The 19,531-nt window shown below is 42.3% G+C and carries 18 protein-coding genes and 1 riboswitch; of the genes, 7 read left to right on the top strand and 11 right to left on the bottom strand.

Annotated elements, in window-relative coordinates:
• Window position 1 precedes the first annotated feature (1 nt).
• The 6 genes from argJ to C6Y06_RS06420 form a co-directional block, all read right to left on the bottom strand.
• Entirely contained in the window at window positions 2-1,222 is a 1,221-nt protein-coding gene (argJ, locus tag C6Y06_RS06445; protein ID WP_066031045.1) for a bifunctional ornithine acetyltransferase/N-acetylglutamate synthase, read from the bottom strand.
• 20 nt (window positions 1,223-1,242) lie between these two features.
• The gene (argC, locus tag C6Y06_RS06440; RefSeq protein ID WP_060595988.1) at window positions 1,243-2,280 is read right to left on the bottom strand and encodes an N-acetyl-gamma-glutamyl-phosphate reductase; all 1,038 of its coding nucleotides are present in this window, start codon (window positions 2,278-2,280) and stop codon (window positions 1,243-1,245) included.
• Between the two features lie 137 nt (window positions 2,281-2,417).
• Window positions 2,418-2,966 (bottom strand): MFS transporter, encoded by a 549-nt coding sequence (locus C6Y06_RS06435; protein WP_034663338.1) that lies wholly within the window; start codon window positions 2,964-2,966, stop codon window positions 2,418-2,420.
• Window positions 2,963-4,408, bottom strand: coding sequence for an FAD-binding oxidoreductase (locus C6Y06_RS06430; protein WP_060595987.1), 1,446 nt, complete (start codon window positions 4,406-4,408; stop codon window positions 2,963-2,965). Before C6Y06_RS06430 ends, C6Y06_RS06435 begins: the two co-directional genes overlap by 4 nt.
• A 121-nt stretch (window positions 4,409-4,529) precedes the next feature.
• The gene (locus C6Y06_RS06425; RefSeq protein ID WP_003211530.1) at window positions 4,530-4,838 is read right to left on the bottom strand and encodes a metal-sulfur cluster assembly factor; all 309 of its coding nucleotides are present in this window, start codon (window positions 4,836-4,838) and stop codon (window positions 4,530-4,532) included.
• Between the two features lie 45 nt (window positions 4,839-4,883).
• Window positions 4,884-5,669 (bottom strand): alpha/beta fold hydrolase, encoded by a 786-nt coding sequence (locus tag C6Y06_RS06420; RefSeq protein WP_060595985.1) that lies wholly within the window; start codon window positions 5,667-5,669, stop codon window positions 4,884-4,886.
• A 136-nt stretch (window positions 5,670-5,805) separates the two neighbouring features.
• Between C6Y06_RS06420 and C6Y06_RS06415 the strand changes: the two genes are divergently transcribed.
• From C6Y06_RS06415 to C6Y06_RS06405, 3 genes are all read left to right on the top strand, one after another.
• Window positions 5,806-6,618 (top strand): Cof-type HAD-IIB family hydrolase, encoded by an 813-nt coding sequence (locus tag C6Y06_RS06415; protein WP_012009535.1) that lies wholly within the window; start codon window positions 5,806-5,808, stop codon window positions 6,616-6,618.
• Window positions 6,619-6,706: 88 nt separating this feature from the next.
• Complete coding sequence (locus C6Y06_RS06410) at window positions 6,707-6,859, top strand: hypothetical protein (protein ID WP_034663354.1); 153 nt, start codon at window positions 6,707-6,709, stop codon at window positions 6,857-6,859.
• Entirely contained in the window at window positions 6,856-7,047 is a 192-nt protein-coding gene (locus tag C6Y06_RS06405) for a DUF3813 domain-containing protein (RefSeq protein ID WP_024425070.1), read from the top strand. The genes C6Y06_RS06410 and C6Y06_RS06405 overlap by 4 nt, the downstream gene beginning before the upstream one ends.
• 60 nt (window positions 7,048-7,107) lie before the next feature.
• Here C6Y06_RS06405 and C6Y06_RS06400 read toward each other — a convergent pair whose 3' ends face one another.
• A complete protein-coding gene (locus C6Y06_RS06400; protein WP_106036687.1) occupies window positions 7,108-7,563 on the bottom strand; it encodes a BsuPI-related putative proteinase inhibitor in 456 nt (151 codons plus the stop codon).
• 14 nt (window positions 7,564-7,577) lie between these two features.
• Window positions 7,578-8,420 (bottom strand): YitT family protein, encoded by an 843-nt coding sequence (locus C6Y06_RS06395; RefSeq protein ID WP_034663360.1) that lies wholly within the window; start codon window positions 8,418-8,420, stop codon window positions 7,578-7,580.
• A 140-nt stretch (window positions 8,421-8,560) separates the two neighbouring features.
• Between C6Y06_RS06395 and C6Y06_RS06390 the strand changes: the two genes are divergently transcribed.
• Entirely contained in the window at window positions 8,561-9,418 is an 858-nt protein-coding gene (locus C6Y06_RS06390) for a DegV family protein (protein ID WP_106031492.1), read from the top strand.
• Between the two features lie 48 nt (window positions 9,419-9,466).
• Here the strand turns inward: C6Y06_RS06390 and C6Y06_RS06385 are convergent, their stop codons facing one another.
• The 3 genes from C6Y06_RS06385 to C6Y06_RS06375 form a co-directional block, all read right to left on the bottom strand.
• On the bottom strand, window positions 9,467-11,116 hold the full coding sequence (locus C6Y06_RS06385; RefSeq protein WP_095285006.1) for a methyl-accepting chemotaxis protein: 1,650 nt from the start codon (window positions 11,114-11,116) through the stop codon (window positions 9,467-9,469).
• Window positions 11,113-12,090, bottom strand: coding sequence for a BMP family lipoprotein (locus C6Y06_RS06380; RefSeq protein WP_095285005.1), 978 nt, complete (start codon window positions 12,088-12,090; stop codon window positions 11,113-11,115). The genes C6Y06_RS06385 and C6Y06_RS06380 overlap by 4 nt, the downstream gene beginning before the upstream one ends.
• 233 nt (window positions 12,091-12,323) lie before the next feature.
• Entirely contained in the window at window positions 12,324-13,172 is an 849-nt protein-coding gene (locus C6Y06_RS06375) for a CvfB family protein (RefSeq protein ID WP_034663374.1), read from the bottom strand.
• Between the two features lie 237 nt (window positions 13,173-13,409).
• On the opposite strand from C6Y06_RS06375, the gene C6Y06_RS06370 reads away from it, so the two are divergent.
• The 3 genes from C6Y06_RS06370 (at window position 13,410) to metH (ending at window position 19,433) form a co-directional block, all read left to right on the top strand.
• Window positions 13,410-13,901, top strand: coding sequence for a YajQ family cyclic di-GMP-binding protein (locus C6Y06_RS06370; protein WP_106036686.1), 492 nt, complete (start codon window positions 13,410-13,412; stop codon window positions 13,899-13,901).
• An 81-nt stretch (window positions 13,902-13,982) separates the two neighbouring features.
• Window positions 13,983-14,101, top strand: a riboswitch (SAM riboswitch).
• Window positions 14,102-14,179: 78 nt separating this feature from the next.
• Window positions 14,180-16,021 carry a bifunctional homocysteine S-methyltransferase/methylenetetrahydrofolate reductase gene (locus C6Y06_RS06365; RefSeq protein ID WP_034663380.1) on the top strand — a complete coding sequence of 614 codons (1,842 nt, stop codon included), beginning with the start codon at window positions 14,180-14,182 and terminating at the stop codon, window positions 16,019-16,021.
• A complete protein-coding gene (gene metH, locus C6Y06_RS06360) occupies window positions 16,005-19,433 on the top strand; it encodes a methionine synthase (RefSeq protein ID WP_106036685.1) in 3,429 nt (1,142 codons plus the stop codon). The genes C6Y06_RS06365 and metH overlap by 17 nt, the downstream gene beginning before the upstream one ends.
• Window positions 19,434-19,531 lie beyond the last annotated feature (98 nt).

Genomic DNA, 19,531 nt, shown 5'->3' with positions numbered 1-19,531 from the left:
ATTATGTGCGATAGCTCGCGTTAATTTTCACATAATCATAGGTAAGGTCACAGCCCCATGCTGCTGCTTTACCATTTCCCTCATTCATTTGAATCAAAATCGTGATCTCATCCTGCTCTAGATACGCTTTTGCTTCCTCTTCTGAGAATGGCTGCGGTTCATTATGTTTAAACAGACATTGTCCGCCTAAATAAACTTCTACCTCTTGTGGTGTGACGGAAGCTGCACTATGACCAATGGCTCCAACGATTCGCCCCCAGTTGGCGTCGGTGCCGTAGACGGCTGTTTTCACGAGACTTGAACCAACGATTTTCTTCGCTATGATGCCGGCTTCTAAATTATTTTTGGCGCCAGCAACTTGCGCTTCAATTAATTTCGTTGCACCTTCTCCGTCTCTTGCAATCTCTTTGGCAAGATCCTCACAAGCTAGCTTTAATCCTTCTTTGAACAATGGCCATTCTGGATGCTTTTCATTGAGTGCTTCATTTTCTGCCATGCCATTTGCCATTACGAGTACCATATCGTTTGTCGATGTTTCCCCATCGACGGTAATTTGATTAAAGGTCACATCGGTAATGTCACGAAGTGCGTTTTGCAGGGCTTCCTGTTCGACATTTGCATCCGTTGTCACGAAGCCAAGCATCGTTGCCATGTTCGGATGAATCATGCCAGAGCCCTTTGCTGCACCTGCAATCAGAATCTCTTTGCCGTTTATCGTCAGGGTGTATGTTGTATTTTTAATGACTGTATCTGTTGTTAAGATTGCCTCTTCAAAATGACCATTTCCTGCTTTTGCTTCTTTCAGCTGCGAGATGCCTTTTTTGACTTTATCCATATCGAGACACTCTCCAATGACACCAGTAGAAGAAACAGCAATGTAATCAGGTTCTACCCCTAACATATCTGCGCAGGCTGCCTGCATTTCGTATGCGTCCTTCAAACCTTGCTCACCAGTACATGCATTGGCGATGGCACTATTGACAATGACACCTTTTAATTGCCCAGTCTTTTTTAAGCTTTTGTGAGTGACTTGTAGAGGTGCAGCTTGAAAGTGACTTTGTGTATATACCGCTGCACTCGCTGCCGGCACCTCACTGACAATCAGTCCAAGGTCTTTTTTTGAATAGCGTAATCCAATATGAATCCCCTTTGCTTCAAAGCCTTTTGGTGATGATACGTCACCGTCTATTTTTACAATGCTTTTTTCATTCAATTCGATCATGTTTGTTGTCTCCCCTGTTCTTATGGATAGAGAGGTGTCATTGTGAGGCCCGCCTCTTCATCTAAGCCTTTGATGATGTTGAAGTTTTGAACCGCTTGGCCGGCTGCGCCTTTCATGAGATTGTCGATCACAGACACAATCGTGAGTCTGCCTGTACGTTCATCTAAATGAAAGCCAATGTCACAGAAATTACTGCCGTAGACTTCCCTTGTTTGCGGATACACGCCGTGATCTCTCACTCTGACAAAATAGGAATCTTCATAAAAGCCTTTCATATGCTTCATCAATTCCTCTTTTGTGATATCTGATTTCAGCTGTGTATACATCGTCGCCATAATCCCCCTTGTCATCGGGACAAGATGCGTTGAAAATGTGATGTTCGCCGTTTGCGGATTCCATTCTCTTAATATTTGCTCTATTTCAGGTGTATGTTGATGTTCATTTACCTTATAAATTTTGAAATTGTCGTTTAGCTCTGAAAAATGTGTTCCAAGTGAGGCAGATCGTCCTGCACCGGACACGCCTGTTTTTGCATCTATTATGATCATAGATTCATCGATTAGATTCTGTTTCATCAGCGGTGCTAAACCGAGAAGAACTGCGGTAGGAAAGCACCCTGGGTTTGCAATAACTTCAGCCTGCTCAATTGTTTCACGATTTAATTCAGATAATCCGTACACAGCTTGTTGAACAGATGCTTGATCAGCTGCCCTTCGTTTATACCAAGCTTCATAGGTTGCGCCATCTTGAATGCGCAAATCACCTGATAAATCAATAATGGGCACTCCTTGATTCATGAGCTTCGGCGAAAGTTCACTTGATACGCCTGCTGGTGTCGCTAAAAACACAGCATCTGTTTCTCGCACAATGGAAGCTGGATCAATGGCTTTTAATGTTTGATCAGTAATAGTTGTCAGATGCGGATAAGATTGACTGTATAATTGCCCATCACCACTTGATGAATACAATATACATTCCTCCACATGTGGATGATGCTTGAAGATACGAACCAATTCCGCACCACCGTACCCTGTAGCACCTATAATACCTATTTTCAACGTCAATACACCCTCTTGATCTTTGTGAAATTATTTAACATTATAACATGTATAAAAATTAATTCAATTGTATATTTAATATTTGTTTTCATTTTTTTTCAACAAAAAATCCGCATATCTTCATGAGACATGCGGATTTATCTTTCGTTTTTGATATAGATGACCATGAGCGCACTGCATAAATATAATATGGAGCTTGCATAAAAAATGAAATGAACGGTAAAGAAATCAGCAAACAGACCGCCAAGCATAATCGCGATGGATGAAAAAAGAGCTGTCCAAAAATGATAGTGGCCAACCTCCTTCATTCTTTTATTACCTGTTGTCAGTTCCGTGACGAGCAGTTTCTCCCCGTGTTTTTGAAAGCCGCCTAACGCACCAAGTGCAAGCTGAATCATATACACTTGCTCCACTTCTGTTATATGCGGAAATAGCAGTAAAAGAAACGCCATACCGAACGAATGAATGATTAAAAAGAGACGCCTGTCAGTAGTTTCGGGTAGTTTCCCTAAGAGTAAATGAATAAACGCTCCGCTTAAACCAAAGAGGCCATAGGCAAGACCAAACTGTGAATAGCTTGAACCAACATTTTTAATAAAAAGAATGTAAAAAGGGAAAATCAAACTGCTGGCGAAAAACAGCAGGCTTTGTGAGTAGACGAACCATTTCATTGCTTTTGCATTCATTGTGTATTGTACCTTTCATAAAAGTAATTGATAAACCTGCCATCTGGATCTGCTTGCTTTTTCTTTTGGAAGAATACATCGGTTTTAGGATACGCCCGCTTCATTTGTGCCTTCGTTTGATAAGGCATGTACGGTAAGTAATAGCTTCCATGGTGCCGCAGCGTGATATCTGTCATTTGCCGGATGATCCGCTCTGCTTCTGCCTTCTCTTCTTTCTCAAAACCACAATTCACTAAAAGAACAAGGGCAAACATATCTTCTTTCGCATATGAGAGATCCGCTTTTTCATTTTTTTGTACGTAGCGTATCGTGATGTTCATTAAATTCAATTCTTCCTGTTGTAAAAAGTCTCTCATTTCATCGATATACGCACGAAAGCGGTCAACTGGGACGAAATATTCCTGAAGCACATCTGTGTCTGACTCATTTTCATATTCTAAAAAAGCAGAATCTGAACGCATCACATTGTTTCTTGTGATCAGCTGATCATTTTGACTTTGGAAATACTTTTTTTGCAAATTCCAGAGCAGATCTTTCCCCATATCAAATCTTCTTGAAAGGCCGAGCATAAATTTCAATGGCATGACGAGCTGATCTTCCTTTAGCTCTCGGTATGGTTCGAGCTCTTGATGAGTTGAGAGGGAATAGTTCGTTACATACATCTCCTTCAAAAAGTTTGTTTTCGCTGTTGAGATTCTTGCGAGATGCATGCGTACTTCTTTATTGTGTTTGACATGCTTTTGAAAATAATCGGTGTATTCACGATAATCAAGAGAGGTTGTCTCCATTTTGTATAATTCATCTCTCGTTAGCGAAAGCTCAACATCTAAAATCACGCCGAACAAACCATATCCGCCAATCACGGCTGTAAACAAATCATCGCCTGGCTTCACTGTAACGATCTCCCCATCTGCCTTTAGCAGCCTAAAGGAACGAACCGTGTCAATGAGTGATCCGTAGCGAATGTCACGTCCGTGTGCGTTTGCACTGAGAGAACCGCCAATCGTGAAGATATTCTGTGATTGCATGACCTTCACGGCAAGACCGTAGGGGTTCACATAAGTTTGTATATCATCCCATGTAGCGCCGCTTTGGACACGGATGGTTTTCTTTTTTTCATCAAATGCTAAAATCTGACGGAATTTGGTCATATCAAGCACGATGCCATTTTCATAATACGTGTGGCCACCCATGCTATGCTGTTTCCCTGCAATGGATATCGGCAGGTTTTTTGCTTTCGCTTCTTTTAATACTTCTTTTAAAGTGTCTATTTCTTTTCCTTGAACGACTTTTTTTATTTTGACAGGCATAAGATGACTGACATCTGTAAAGGCTTCAAGATCTTGGCTTTTGTGTGCTTGCTCCTCACGAATGGTGATTGATGCAAAAAATGCAGCAGCGTATCCCACTAAAAGAACAATCCATAACCATTTTCGTTTCATTATGAGGCTCCGATCTGTTATATTACACCCATTATATCAATACGTTCTCTTCCTCCACCTTATTTTTTCATAAAAAAAACCTGGCATGAGTTCAACTCATACCAGGCATTTTCATTTTTGCTTATTGAATACCGAGCGCAATTTTTGCGTATCTTGACATTTTGTCTCGTGTCCAAGGCGGATTCCATACGATGTGAACTTCTGTTTCTTTCACTTCTGGAAGATCACTTAATGCTTTTTTCACTTCATCCACGATAACTGGTGCAAGGGGACACCCCATTGATGTTAAGGTCATCGTGATATCCGCTTTTCCATTCTCATCAAGATCGACATCATAGACAAGTCCAAGGTTGACGATGTCGACATTCAGCTCAGGGTCAATCACCTGTTCTAGGGCGCCTAAAATATTTTCTTTCAATGCTTCATCCATGATATCCACTCCTTTTCCATTAGTATAACGTACTTTTTCCTTTGACTAAACGTTTGTGCTTTTCAGATGTGTCACAAACCAGTCAATCGTTTCAAACATTGCTTGTCTTGAGACCTTATGGCCAGCTTGTCCGTCTGTGATAAAACGAATCAGGTGCGGGTCTTCTTTATATTGGGTTGCTGCTAACTCGTCATAAAGAGCCTTTGCATGCCGGTAAGGGACAACTGGATCGTTTTCTGCATGCCAGAATAACAGTGGTCTTTTGTTTAATCGATCCGTTTGCAGCGTTAAATCATAAGGGCGCAGGGCGTCTAATTGCTGATGAACCTCTTCGTCTGTAATCTCTTTCATCAACCCTTTGTGCCGCATGTCCATGATTTGTGCTTGTAGAAATGTCGTATATTTCGGACTGCCCATCAAGCTGACTGCTGCTTTAATCCAATCATGCTTGGCCAGTGCACCAAAGGTGGTGATGCCGCCCATGGAAGTACCCGCAACACCTATCAGATCGGCTTCAATCAATTGTTTTTCTTGAAAGTATGTTTTGAGTATATCGATTTCACGTATTTCGTTCAGGACAATTTCCCAGAACTTTGATGCCAGTTCCTCTAAGCTGAGGTTTTCTGATCTTACACCATGATAAGCACAGTCAGGCAAGATCACTCTCATGCCTTTTTCCGCCAAATGAAAGGCGAAGTGTAAGTTGTGCTCACGTGCACTTGTAAATCCGTGTATGAAAAATACAAGCGGAAGCGGTTTGTCTTTATTTTCAGCTTTTACGATATGTAAAAATGGAATATCGTGTTCAGTTTGCTCATCAATGGTGATCACAGCCTATGAATCCTCCTTTATCATTCCCGTCTTTGTTTATTTTAACATGTAGACAACAAAGATGTGATAAAGATACACTATAGATAGAGGCGCCGCACGAACTGCCTCCTATCACTTACAGATCAAAGGAGATTTTATGGAGACTAAACCTTATCTAATCGCACTTGACCTGGATGGCACGTTATTAAAAGATGATAAAACCATCTCTACACACACGCTTGACGTCATTCAAAAAGTGAAAGACAGCGGGCATCATGTCTGTATTTCAACCGGCCGGCCATTTCGTTCCAGCTCTCCTTATTATCAGCAATTACAGCTTGATTCACCCATTGTGAATTTTAATGGAGCGTTTGTCCATCATCCTCTTGATGAAAAATGGGGCAGATTTCATACGTCACTTGATCTCCAAGTCGTTAAACAGCTTGTAGACATTAGTGAGGAGTATAAAGTGCACAATGTGCTAGCTGAAGTGTTAGACGATTTGTATTTCCATTACCATGATGAGAAGCTCATTGATATATTTAATATGAATGCAAATAAAGTCACCGTGGGAGACCTTCGAGACAACCTTGGAGAAAATGTGACGAGCGTGTTAATCCATGCAAAAGAAGAGGATGTCGGAGCCATTCGAAGCTATTTATCAGATGTTCATGCAGAAGTGATTGATCACCGGCGATGGGCTGCTCCGTGGCACGTGATTGAAATCATTAAAACAGGCATGAACAAGGCCGTTGGACTGCAAAAGATCAGTGATTATTACGGCGTTCCACAGGAGCGGATTGTGGCATTCGGAGATGAAGACAATGATTTAGAAATGCTTGAATTTGCTGGATGCGGAGTGGCAATGGGCAATGGAATCGATGCGGTGAAACGTGTTTCAAATGAAGTCACTGATACGAACGAACAAGATGGGATTGCAAAGTTTCTAACGAATTACTTCTCGCTTTAATTTTTCCATTCATACATAACCGAAGGAAGCGGGCATACTACCGTTAGACAGGTTGTCCTGTCAGCTTGTGTAAAGGGGCGGATTCCGAATGGGTAAAAGAAGCAAATCGAAACGCTTTATACAACAAGGTAAAGATTCAGTCAGTCTGCATGACGCACGTTTTCCTTATCGTTCGACACTTGAAGAAGCGGCGGCGGACAGGGGAAATATGAAGACTGATGCTTCTGGAGGTTCATTGTGAGAAACGAACTTTTTGATCAAGCCAAATCATTTACTGAAGAAGCCCTTACTTCTTCATTTTCATCTGGGTTAGAGCGTCAACAGGCGGTCAAACGAGCCAAAAATGCCGTATCTTCTGCATTTGCCAATTCGACAGATGCAGAAAGAAACCAGCTGCATACCTTCCAAGACTTGCTCGATGATCTCTAACATAAAAAAAGCTGTCCACCATTGGACAGCTTTTTCTGATTCTCATGAAGCAGGAAGCACTTATTTCACTTGGAGCGTTTTCTTTTCCGTGATTTGCTTCAGCCCTTCTGCTTTTCCTTTAAATGTGACGACCGCTTCATACGTTCCCGGCTTGACACCGTTTGACCACGTATCTTGAAAATCATAGGCTTCGCCTTTCTTCAGCACAAATGATTGGATGGCCTGTGTGAACATACGGTCTTTCGAATAGCGGTATTGTTCATTTCCGTTTTCGTCATACACACTGAGCTCGAATTTCTGGCTTGTGTTAAAAGTAAATTCAATATCTCGATCTGATTCATTTTTCAGCGACATGTTAAATTGAACCGAAGAACCTTTCTGGACGGGGTCTACTGTGAGTACAACTGTTTTTTCTCCCATTTGACCGGATACCTCCTTGTCTGGTTCATCCTTTTTTTGTTGTCCACAAGCGGCTAAAATCAATAAAACGAGAAGAAGCACCAACCCTTTTTTCATTTACTACCCACCTTTTAATCTCGTCTGAAAAATCCAAGAATATTGGTTGTTTGCACAATATTTGTAAAGGCTTTTGGATCGACTTCTTTAATAATTTGTTCAAGTTCATACAGCTCATACCTTGTAATGACGATCACCATCATTTCTTTTTGCTCGTTGGTAAAAGCTCCTTTTGCAGGTACAGTCGTAATGCCCCTAACCATTTTTCCATAAATGGCTTCTTTGATTTCATCAGCTTTCTTCGTCACAATCATCGCGGTCAGCTTCTCATGTCTTGTATGGATGGCATCAATGACCCTTGTGGTCACATATAATGTGACAAGGGTATATAATGCTTTCTCCCAACCTTGTAATAATCCTGCTGTAAAGATGATGATTCCATTTAAAATGAAGAAATATGTGCCGACTGGTTTATCCTTCCACTTCGCTAAGATCATGGCAAGGATGTCGAGCCCGCCTGTTGATGCCCCGTATTTGAGGGTGATCCCAATCCCGAGTGCAGATATGACGCCGCCAAACACAGCATTTAGTAATATATCCTGTGAAACACTCGTTTCCGGTAAGATGCCGAGGAAAATGGTCGTCAGTGCAACACTGATGATGCTGTATAACGTAAAGGAACGGCCAACTTTCATCCAGCCTAAAATGCCGACTGGAATATTTAAAATAAATAATAGGATCCCTGTTGATATATAAAATGGCGCATATTGATCCATTAAGCTGGATAACAGCTGGGCCACCCCTGTAAACCCGCTCGCGTATACATCAGCTGGGATTAAGAATAAGTTCAGTCCAATCGCATTGAGCAGTGCACCAATGACGACGACAATGAGTTTTTTTGCTTCTCCAATGAACATATTGTCATTCCTCCACTTACCATTCTCTCTATGGTTTTCCCTAAAATTTAGAATTTGAACACGAAAAGATGATTTCTGTGATATAGTTAGGCTAAAAAGATGTAAAATATGGCTGATATTTTTAGAAAGAAGGGATTTTGATGACTGTTCATATCATAGCAGACAGTGCTGCTGATCTGCCTCTTTCTTATTATGATGAACATAACATGACGCTCATTCCGCTGCGTGTGTTACTTGGCGAGCAGGAATTTGAAGATTTGATCACCATTGAACCAAAACAAGTATTTGATGCGATGAGACAAGGTGCCAGCCCAAAGACGTCACAAGCTTCCCCAAACCGAATCAAAGAAGCCTTTGTTTCTCTCGCACAAACCCATACATCTGCAATCTATGTTGCCTTTTCATCAGAGCTTTCCGGTACATACCAAACAGCTGTGATGATGGCAAACGAAGTGAAGGAAGAATACCCTGATTTTGATTTGCGAATCATTGATTCTAAATGTGCTTCACTTGGCTATGGGCTTGCAGTCAAACACGCTCAATCACTTGCCATTGACGGAAATACAATACAAGAAATTGAAACGTCTGTAAAGCATTTTTGCGAATCTTTACAACATATTTTTACTGTAGACGATTTATCGTATTTAGCAAGAGGCGGAAGAATCAGTAAAGCGTCCGCATTTGTTGGCGGTTTATTAAGCATTAAGCCCATTTTACACGTCGAGGATGGAAAGCTCATACCACTTGAGAAAATCCGCGGACGTAAAAAGCTGTTGAAACGCATTATTGAACTGATGAAAGAACGTGGAACGGATTGGCCAAATCAAACTGTGGGCATTAGTCATGGTGATGATCCTGCACTTGCAGAAGACATGAGACAATTGATTGAAGCCGAATTTCATCCAAAAGAAATTGATATTCAGATTGTCGGCGCGGCTGTTGGGTCCCATTCAGGCCCAGGCACGCTTGCAATCTTCTTTACAGGCAAACCATCATAAAAAGCACCCTTCCCTGACACATCACGGGAAGGGTGCTTTTCTTATGACTTATGAAAGTTTAAACCGATGGACGGTTTCATTTAACCTTGCCGTCATACTCATCAGTTCTTCTACCTGTTTGTTCATTTGATGGAATGATTGCAGCTGTTCATTGGCAGAGGCAGAAATTTCTTCGCTGCCAGCTGCTGTTTCTTCTACAACCGCACTAATATTTTCAATCGAGTTCAGCACTTGTCCGCCAAGCTCTGTTGATTGAACAATTTGGTCATTTAAGACAGCCATTTCTTGTTTAATGTGCTGCGCTTTTGTTTCTATATCTTCAAAGGAGTGTGAGGTTTTGTCCATCGCATCCTGCTGTTGAAGTGAAAGCTTGACTCCTTCTTTGACAGTTTGACTAATGGATTGAATGCCTCTTTCAATATGACTGACCATATCAAAGATTTGTCTTGTAGCGTTAGATGATTCATCGGCAAGCTTACGAATTTCATCTGCAACAACAGCAAAGCCTTTTCCAGCTTCACCTGCTCTTGCCGCTTCAATCGCCGCATTTAGCGAAAGTAAGTTTGTCTGATCCGCAATGTCAGAAACAGTTTTGGCCATGGCCGAGATGCCGCTGGCGTATTGCGTGAATTCTCCTGCTGACTGCTCGATTTGCCTTGTGGCATGTGTATTTTTTTCAATCGCCGTTTTTGTTTCTGTTAACGTGTGCTTTCCACTTTCCACTGCTTCTATGGCATCCTCAGTACTTTGGATGACTGTTTGTGAACGTTCGGAATTTTTACGTCCATGCTGATCCATCTTTTCAATCAAACTGACGCCATGCTGGAGATCCTCTGAAATGGCTTGTGACCCATTTGCCATTTCGTCTGTCGAGACAGATACTTGATTTGCAGATTCCATCAGCTTTTTGTTTTCATCATCTAACTGGATCGAGAATGTCTCTACTTGACTTGAGACATTGCTGATTTCTTTAATCAGACTAATCAGCTGATCTGTCATTTGATTAAAGGATTCATTCAAGCCGCCGATTTCATCCTTGCGCTGAATGTGCATCCGCTCGACAGCAAGGTTGCCTTCTGCGATCTGCTTCGCTCGGTAGGATAGTGATTTGATAGGGGTCACGATGGATCTTGTTAACCCAATATTTAAAAAGACAGCAATGACAATCAGCGTAAGGGCTGCAACGAGTGCACTGGTGATGATCCATTGCACATTATCAGATGTATTCTCTTGATTTTGTTTATACGCTTCTTCTGCTCTTTTATTCATTGTATGGACGTCGTTTAAAACACCATCAATTCTTGCAGCGACCCGTCTTGCATCCGATGCGTTTTTTTCACCAATGGCATTATTTGCTTCCTTGGTCCACGTGTCATATTTTGCATTTAACCTTGTTAATGCATCTTTGTTGATATTTCCTGCATGTTTGTTTAACGTTTGCAGCTGTTTTTTTGCTGTAGAAATATCGGTTTGAACAACCTCTAGCTGTTCATCAGAAAGTGTCATTGAATAATTGGTCATGGCTTGTTCGACGCTTTCAAAGCTTGCTTTTGTTTTTTGAACGTTTAATAAGGTTTGAACTTCTGTTTCATTTGATGATTGGATCTTTGTCATACTGACAATGATAAAGGCGATTACGCCAACTGCTAAAAGAAGTGAGACGAGTGAGTTGAGTAAAATTTTGATGCGCAAGCTCATGATGCGTCCCCCTCTTCTTTTAGAAGTTTCTGCTTCAGTTCATTTACTTTTTTGGTCAATGTCTCAGCATTCTTCATCACCCGAATTCTTGCCATATCGATTCCGTCATTGCTTAAGTCGTAGATAACATGCCCATTTTTGATTTGATTGTTCTTGACGAGCTGTTCGCTGAATTGATAGACCACTTCATCGACTTTTTTTACCATGGACGAAATTACCGCTTTTTCAGCGGTGTAGTACTGATCACTATCTACACCAATGGCATATTTGCCCTGCGCTTGCGCTTCTTTTAATACACCGACACCTGTATAGCCAGCTGCGGCATATAAAACGTCTGCTTTCTTTTTGATCATGCCTTTGGCTATTTTACTGCCTTTGCCCGCATCACTAAACGTATTAGCATAGGTGGATAAGATCTTGATGTTCGGATTTACTGATTTGGCGCCTTTTTGGAACCCTTTTTCAAAACGATGGATCAAATCCGCATCGACACCGCCAACAAATCCAATGACATCACTTTTCGTTGTCATGGCAGCAAGTGCGCCCGCTAAATAGCTGCCTTGCTCTTCTTTAAACGTCACGGAGGTCACATTTTTCAGCTCAGATACGGCATCGATGAGAAGGAACTGCTTCTTCGGATATTTCTTTGCGACTTTTTCTAAATCTTCTTGCATACTGAAGCCTACTCCGATGACGAGGTCATTGCCATCTTTTACAAGCTCGGTCAGTCCTTTTTCATATGTATCGGTTTCTGCAATTTCTCTATAATCAAATTCAATCCCAAGGTCATCACGTGCTTTTTCTAATCCTTTAAATGATGAATCATTAAATGATTGATCACCAAGACCATCATCTGTGAGCATAACGCCAATATGCTTCGCATTTGATGCCGGTGGTTTACCTTGCTGATTGCTGCATGCGGCGAGCACCATAAGCAGGGCTGCCACCAGAAGCAATGAAATTTTCACTTTCATCCACACACACACTCCTTTTATCATCCTTACTCCTTTCTTATCGGATTTGAGAGGCGTTGTTTCAATGATTAAGTGAAGGTTTTTCAGCTTTTTTCATGACTTTTTTCACTGAAAAAACCCATTATTTATAACAAATATAAAAAAAGGGATAAAATCATGATGATTTTATCCCTTTGTCTTCATTTCAGTGTGATATGAAAACCCTTGAAGTCAGGGTTTGGATTTCACGCTGCTCATTTTTTCTCGTATGTCCAGCCCTCTTTTTGGTAAACTAAGTCATTTTTCATCAAATGGCCTAATGCTCGTTTAAAGGCTGCCTTGCTCATTTGGAATCGTTCACGGATGTCTTCTGGATCACTTTTGTCCCCATAAGGCATAGCACCATTTCTCGTTCTCATATAGGTTAAGATTTCTTCTGCATCGACAGATAACGCTTCCTGTTTTCTAGGGAGCAGAGAAACGTTCACGGTTCCATCCTCTTTCACGGCAATGACGCGTCCTGTCACGGTCGATCCTAATCTTGGTTCTTCCTTTCGTTCCGTGCGGTGGATAAACCCTCGCACGCCTGTATCTGTCAGCATAAAGGAGCCTGTCGCAATTAAGCGATAAATGGTTCCAGTGATTTCTTTGTTCATTAAGGTTTCAGGTGCCTCAGTAAACAATTCACTGATCACATCTTCAGTGGCTGGCTTTGCAAACATTCTGCCGTAGCTTGTGACTTTCAGCATGCAGTAGAGTTTGTCTCCTTTTTTTGGCCATGCTTCCTCAAAAGGCGGGAGGTGTTCTGTTGCAACAAGTGCATCCTTTGACAGCCCGACATCGACAAATGCGCCCATGTCTTCTACCACGTCTACGACTTCTACCCAGCCATATGTATGCGCATTGATTGTAGGTATTTTCATCGTGGCAGCCAGTCTTTCTTCATGATCTACATATAAGTAGACCTCTACTTCATCTCGGTCACCAATATCCTCTGTCATCTCACTGCGGTGCAAGAGGACCGAATCTTCACCATCTGTCAAAAAGTAGCCGTATTCCATCTCGTTCTCTATTTGCAAGGTCAGTTGCTCACCTGGTCTCATGTTCTCTTCCTTCCTATCTGCCCATAAAAGAGCGTTCGTTCATCTTTTGATTCACTTTATTCTACTATACTTCTCCCCGCATGAACATCTCTAGTTCTGTTAGCTAAAGTGGACAAACCGGATACGATTTATACTGCTGCCGGCTGAACTCTTTGTCTCGTCTCTTCGATAAAGTTTCTTCTTCTCCTATTTGCATGATAAAATAGACGCAATATCTATACATGGAGGTCATGTGTTATGGCAAAAGAAAGCTCATTTGACATTGTATCGAAGGTTGAACTGCCAGAGGTGCAAAACGCTGTTCAAGCAGCGCTGAAAGAAATTAAAAACCGTTATGATTTTAAAGGAAGTAAAAGTGATATTTCTCTTGAAAAAGAAGAGCTCGTTCTCATCTCTGATGATGACTTCAAGCTGGAGCAGCTAAAAGATGTGCTTGTGACAAAGCTGATCAAACGAGATGTTCCAACTAAAAACATCGACTACGGAAAAACCGAGCATGCCCTTGGCGGAACAGTACGCCAGCGCGCGAAGCTGATCAGCGGGATTGATCAAGACAACGCCAAAAAGATCAATGCACTCATTAAGCAATCCGTCATCAAAGTGAAGTCACAGTTTCAAGATGACCAAGTGCGTGTAACAGGGAAAAATAAAGATGATTTACAAGAGGTTATTTCTCTTATGCGCAAGGCAGATTTGCCAATTGATGTTCAATTTATAAATTTTCGATAAATTTCAAATTTTCCATTGATTATTTTCGATTTTTTCGATACAGTTGATGGAAGTTCAATTCATTGACATGTTCATATCACTTTCTTATCAAGAGAGGCAGAGGGACTGGCCCTGTGAAGCCTCAGCAACCGGTGTAGTAGAAATATATTTTCTATGACCAAGGTGCTAAATCCAGCAAGCAACTGCTTGGAAGATAAGGAGAAGAATTACGATACAGCCAAAAAGTCTTCTTCTTATCAGAAGGCTTTTTTTGTTACATAGAAATAAGGAGGAAACCAATGGGCCTATTACAAGACTTACAAAACCGCGTACTGATTGCTGACGGTGCAATGGGAACACTTTTATACTCTTACGGCATTGACCGCTGCTTTGAAGAATTAAATTTATCGAAAGAAGAGGAAGTAAAGCGCGTGCATGAGGCATATGTGCAGGCTGGTGCTGACATCATCCAAACAAATACGTACGGTGCGAATTATATTAAACTATCCCGCTACGGCTTAGAGGAAGAAACAAAGCGCATCAATACAAAGGCCGTACAAATCGCAAAAGCAGCCGCAGGCTCCGCTTATGTACTCGGAACGATCGGCGGCATTCGAACATTTAACAAAAATGCCTACTCTATTGAAGAAATTAAACGAAGCTTTAGAGAGCAGCTGTACATTCTATTAAATGAACAGCCTGACGGATTATTGCTAGAAACGTACTATGACATGGAAGAAGCGAAGGCCGTTCTCCAAATTGCACGCAAAGAAACGCCTCTCCCGATTGTCATGAACGTCTCCATGCATGAACAAGGTGTTTTGCAGGATGGAACCCCGCTCAAGGATGGTTTATCTGAATTGTCCTCTCTTGGCGCAGATGTCGTCGGCATCAACTGCAGGCTGGGCCCTTATCATATGATTCAGGCACTCGAAGGCGTACCGATTTTAGAAAATTCCCATTTATCAGTCTATCCTAACAGCAGTCTTCCCTCTCTTGAAGAAGGCAGACTCGTCTATGATACAGATAACGATTATTTTCGAAAAAGTGCACTTGAGTTTAGAAATCAAGGCGCACGTATTATCGGCGGCTGCTGCGGAACAACACCTCAGCATATTCACGCAATGGCTGAAGCGGTCAAGGATTTAGCGCCGATCACTGAAAAAGAAGTGAAAGTATTAAAAGAAGAAATCATTTCGATTCAAGATCAGCGGACTGAACCAGGTCTTGATGAGCTCGCTGCGGAAAAACGGACGATTATTGTAGAACTTGATCCGCCGAAGAAGCTGAACTTCGAAAAATTTCTCGTCGCTGCAAATGAATTAAAGAATGCAGGCATTGATGCCTTGACATTAGCTGATAATTCTCTTGCGACCCCGCGCATTAGCAATGTGGCTTGCGGCGCATTATTGAAACAGCAGCTTGATATGCGTTCACTTGTCCATATTACGTGCCGTGATCGTAATTTGATTGGGCTTCAATCCCATTTGATGGGTCTCGACACGCTTGGTTTAACTGATATTTTAGCCATTACAGGCGATCCATCTAAGATTGGAGATTTCCCAGGTGCAACGTCGGTTTACGATTTAACCTCCTTTGATTTGATCCGGCTGATCAAGCAGTTTAACGAAGGTCTTTCTTTCTCAGGGAAGCCGCTTGGTAAAAAGACCAATTTTTCAGTAGCTGGCGCGTTTAACCCGAATGTTCGTCACATTGATAAAGCGGTCAAACGTCTTGAGAAAAAAATCGAATACGGCGCTGATTATTTTGTTTCACAGCCTGTTTATTCTGAGGAACAGCTTGTGAAAATTCATGAGGAGAGCCGTCATTTGGATAAACCGATTTATATTGGCATTATGCCGTTAACAAGCAGCCGAAATGCAGAGTTTATTCATCATGAAATTCCAGGCATCAAATTATCTGATTCCATTCGTGACATTATGGCCAAGGCTGGCGAGGATAAGGAAAAGCAGCGAGCAGAAGGCTTAGCGATTGCCCGCTCTTTATTAGATACAGCCTGTGAATTGTTTAATGGCATTTATTTAATTACCCCTTTCCTTCGATCAGATTTAACAGCAGAACTGACCACCTACATTCATCAGAAAGAAAAGGAGTCAAACATCCATGTCAACTATCACTGAACAGCTAAAGAAACGCATCCTCGTCCTTGATGGTGCAATGGGGACCATGATTCAAAATGCCAATCTCACAGCAGAAGACTTTGGCGGAGAAGAGTATGAGGGCTGTAACGAGTATTTGAATGTAACAGCCCCTCACATCATCCGCGCGATTCATAGGGAATACCTTGAAGCAAGTGCCGATCTCATTGAAACAAATACATTCGGGGCTACAAAGCTCGTCCTTGATGAATACGGGCTTGGCCACCTTGCCTATGAACTCAATGTACGGGCTGCCCAGCTGGCAAAGGACGAAGCTGACCGTTACTCCACGCCGGAGCAGCCTCGATTTGTTGTAGGCGCAATGGGACCCACAACAAAAACATTATCTGTGACAGGCGGCACAACCTTCGATGAACTCGTCGCCAACTACAAAGAGCAGGCCCGCGCCCTGATTGATGGCAAATGTGATGCCCTTCTTTTAGAAACAAGCCAAGACATGCTGAATGTAAAAGCTGGATTCAAAGGCATTCAGGAAGCCTTTCAGCAGGCAGGCATTCAATTACCACTCATGGTATCAGGTACAATTGAACCAATGGGCACTACCCTAGCTGGTCAAGACATTGAAGCCTTTTATATCTCTCTTGAGCATATGAAACCAATTAGTGTCGGCCTTAACTGTGCAACTGGTCCTGAATTTATGACAGACCATATCCGCACGCTCTCCTCCATCGCCAAGTCAGCGGTTAGCTGCTATCCAAATGCTGGTCTTCCAGATGAAGAAGGTCAATATCACGAATCCCCTGTTTCTCTTGCTAAAAAAATCGCCGCTTTTGCGAAGGAGGGCTGGTTAAATATTGTTGGCGGCTGCTGCGGAACAACACCTGCACATATTCAAGCTTTGTCAGATGAAGTACGCACGATTCAGCCGCGTCACATCGCGCATGAATCGTCTCAGCATACCGTATCAGGAATTGAGCCCCTTATGTATGAGGAATCAATGCGTCCTCTTTTTGTAGGAGAACGGACCAATGTTATTGGTTCACGCAAGTTCAAACGACTCATTGCGGAACAAAAATTTGAAGAAGCGTCAGAAATTGCTCGCGCACAGGTAAAAAACGGCGCTCACGTGATTGATGTGTGTCTCGCTGATCCAGACCGTGACGAGGCAGCTGACATGGAAGGCTTTTTACAAGAGGCCATGAAAAAAGTCAAAGCCCCTTTTGTCATTGATTCAACAGATAAACACGTGATTGAAAAGGCGCTCACGTATTCCCAAGGGAAAGCCATCATCAATTCCATTAACCTTGAGGATGGCGAAGAACGGTTTGAAGAAATTCTCCCTCTTGTGAAGCTGTACGGCGGTGCACTTGTTGTCGGCACGATCGATGAAACAGGGATGGCCGTAACAGCAGAACGAAAGCTCGAGATTGCCGTACGCTCTCATGATCTATTAACGAAGAAATATGGAATTCCCGCAAGTGACATCATTTTTGATCCACTTGTCTTTCCAGTAGGCACTGGAGATGAGCAGTATATTGGCGCTGCCGAAGAAACGATCAAAGGCATCAAAATGATCAAGGAAAATCTGCCTGAGTGCCTGACGATTTTAGGCATCAGCAACGTGTCTTTCGGACTCCCGCCTCTTGGCAGAGAAATCTTGAATGCCGTCTACTTGTATCACTGCGTCCAAGCAGGACTTGACTACGCCATCGTGAATACGGAAAAGCTTGAACGTTTCGCTTCTATTCCAAAGGAAGAAATCAAGCTGGCTGAAACGCTGCTCTATGAAACAAATGATCAAACCCTTGCTGAATTCACCCAATTTTACCGAGGCAAAAAGAAAACGGAGAAAAAACCAAAGGTCTCTTTATCACTTGATGAAAGGCTGGCACTCTACGTCGTCGAAGGAACAAAAGAAGGACTTATCGATGATTTATCCCTTGCTCTAGAGCAATTTGAATCACCACTTCATATCATCAATGGTCCGTTAATGCAGGGAATGGCTGAGGTTGGACGTCTTTTTAATCAAAACGAGCTGATTGTGGCGGAAGTGCTTCAATCGGCAGAGGTCATGAAGGCATCTGTATCGTATCTCGAGCAATATATGGAAAAGCAGCATGCAAGCGGGAAAGGTAAGATTCTACTTGCAACTGTAAAAGGAGATGTCCATGATATCGGGAAAAACCTTGTCGACATCATTTTGAGCAATAATGGCTTTCAAGTGGTCGATCTCGGCATCAAGGTGACACCTCAAACATTGATCGAAGCTGTGCAAAAGGAAAAACCAGATATGATTGGATTATCAGGATTGCTTGTGAAATCAGCTCAGCAAATGGTACTCACCGCTCAGGATTTACAAAAAGCGAATATTTCCGTTCCCATTTTGGTCGGCGGCGCTGCACTTTCTCGGAAATTTACGAAAATGAAGATTTCGCCTCATTATGACGGACCGGTTCTTTATGCAAAAGATGCGATGGACGGCTTATCTTTAGCCAATGAATTAAAAGCGAATCCTCTTCAGTTTCAAACAATGTCCGGAGAAGAGCCAGCGGCTCCTTTTAAAGAGAAAGAAGCAAAGCAGCCACAAGCTGTCATTGAATTACTAGAAAAACGTGCGGCGCTCCCGCAGGCACCTATTTTCACACCAGAGAATACGGCACGTCATTATGTGCGGGACATCGATTTGCATCACATTATGCCTTATGTGAATGAACAAATGCTCATTGGTCACCACCTTGGATTAAAAGGAAAGGTCAAAACATTGTTAGCTAACCAGCATCAAAAAGCATTGGAATTAAAGCAGCTTGTCACAGACCTTCTAAACGAAGGCAGAGAGAAAAACTGGTTTGCGCCTGCATTTGTTTATCAATTTTTCCCTGCCAGTTCAAACGGAAATGATCTGCGTATTTATGATCCCGCAGCGCCTGACCGCATCCTTGAAACGTTCCAATTCCCAAGACAGGAGAAGCTTCCGTACCGCTCTATTTCTGATTATGTGCGGAAAAGCGGCGAAAACGAGAAGGATTATATTGCCTTATTTGCCGTCACAGCTGGTGCGCGTATACGTGAAGTTGCGCAGCAATTTAAGCAAGAAGGAGATTATTTAAAAATGCATGCGGTCCAAGCTCTGGCGCTTGAGCTTGCAGAAGGATTAGCCGAAAGAACCCACCAAGTGATTCGTGACAAATGGGGCTTCCCTGACCCAGTCGATTTCACAATGGAAAAACGATTTCAGGCAAAATATCAAGGGCAGCGCTATTCCTTTGGTTATCCCGCTTGTCCAAATCTTGAAGACCAAGAAAAGCTGTTCAAGCTGCTTCAGCCTGAAAAAATTGGCATCCATCTGACAGAAGGGTTCATGATGGAACCTGAAGCATCTGTTTCAGCGATCGTCGTTTCTCATCCTGAAGCTCGATATTTTAATGTTCATTAATGCAGGACCTCCGGAATTGGAGGTTCTTTTTTGATTGAAAACACCAATTTTTACACTATGCTTCTTATGGTACGATACATATAAATGAATTCAGCTAA

This window comes from Bacillus sp. MZGC1 (genome assembly GCF_002998605.1).
Taxonomy (GTDB): domain Bacteria; phylum Bacillota; class Bacilli; order Bacillales; family Bacillaceae; genus Bacillus.
The sequence above is the reverse complement of the archived record's forward strand: the minus strand, read 5'-3'. Positions and strand labels throughout refer to the sequence as shown.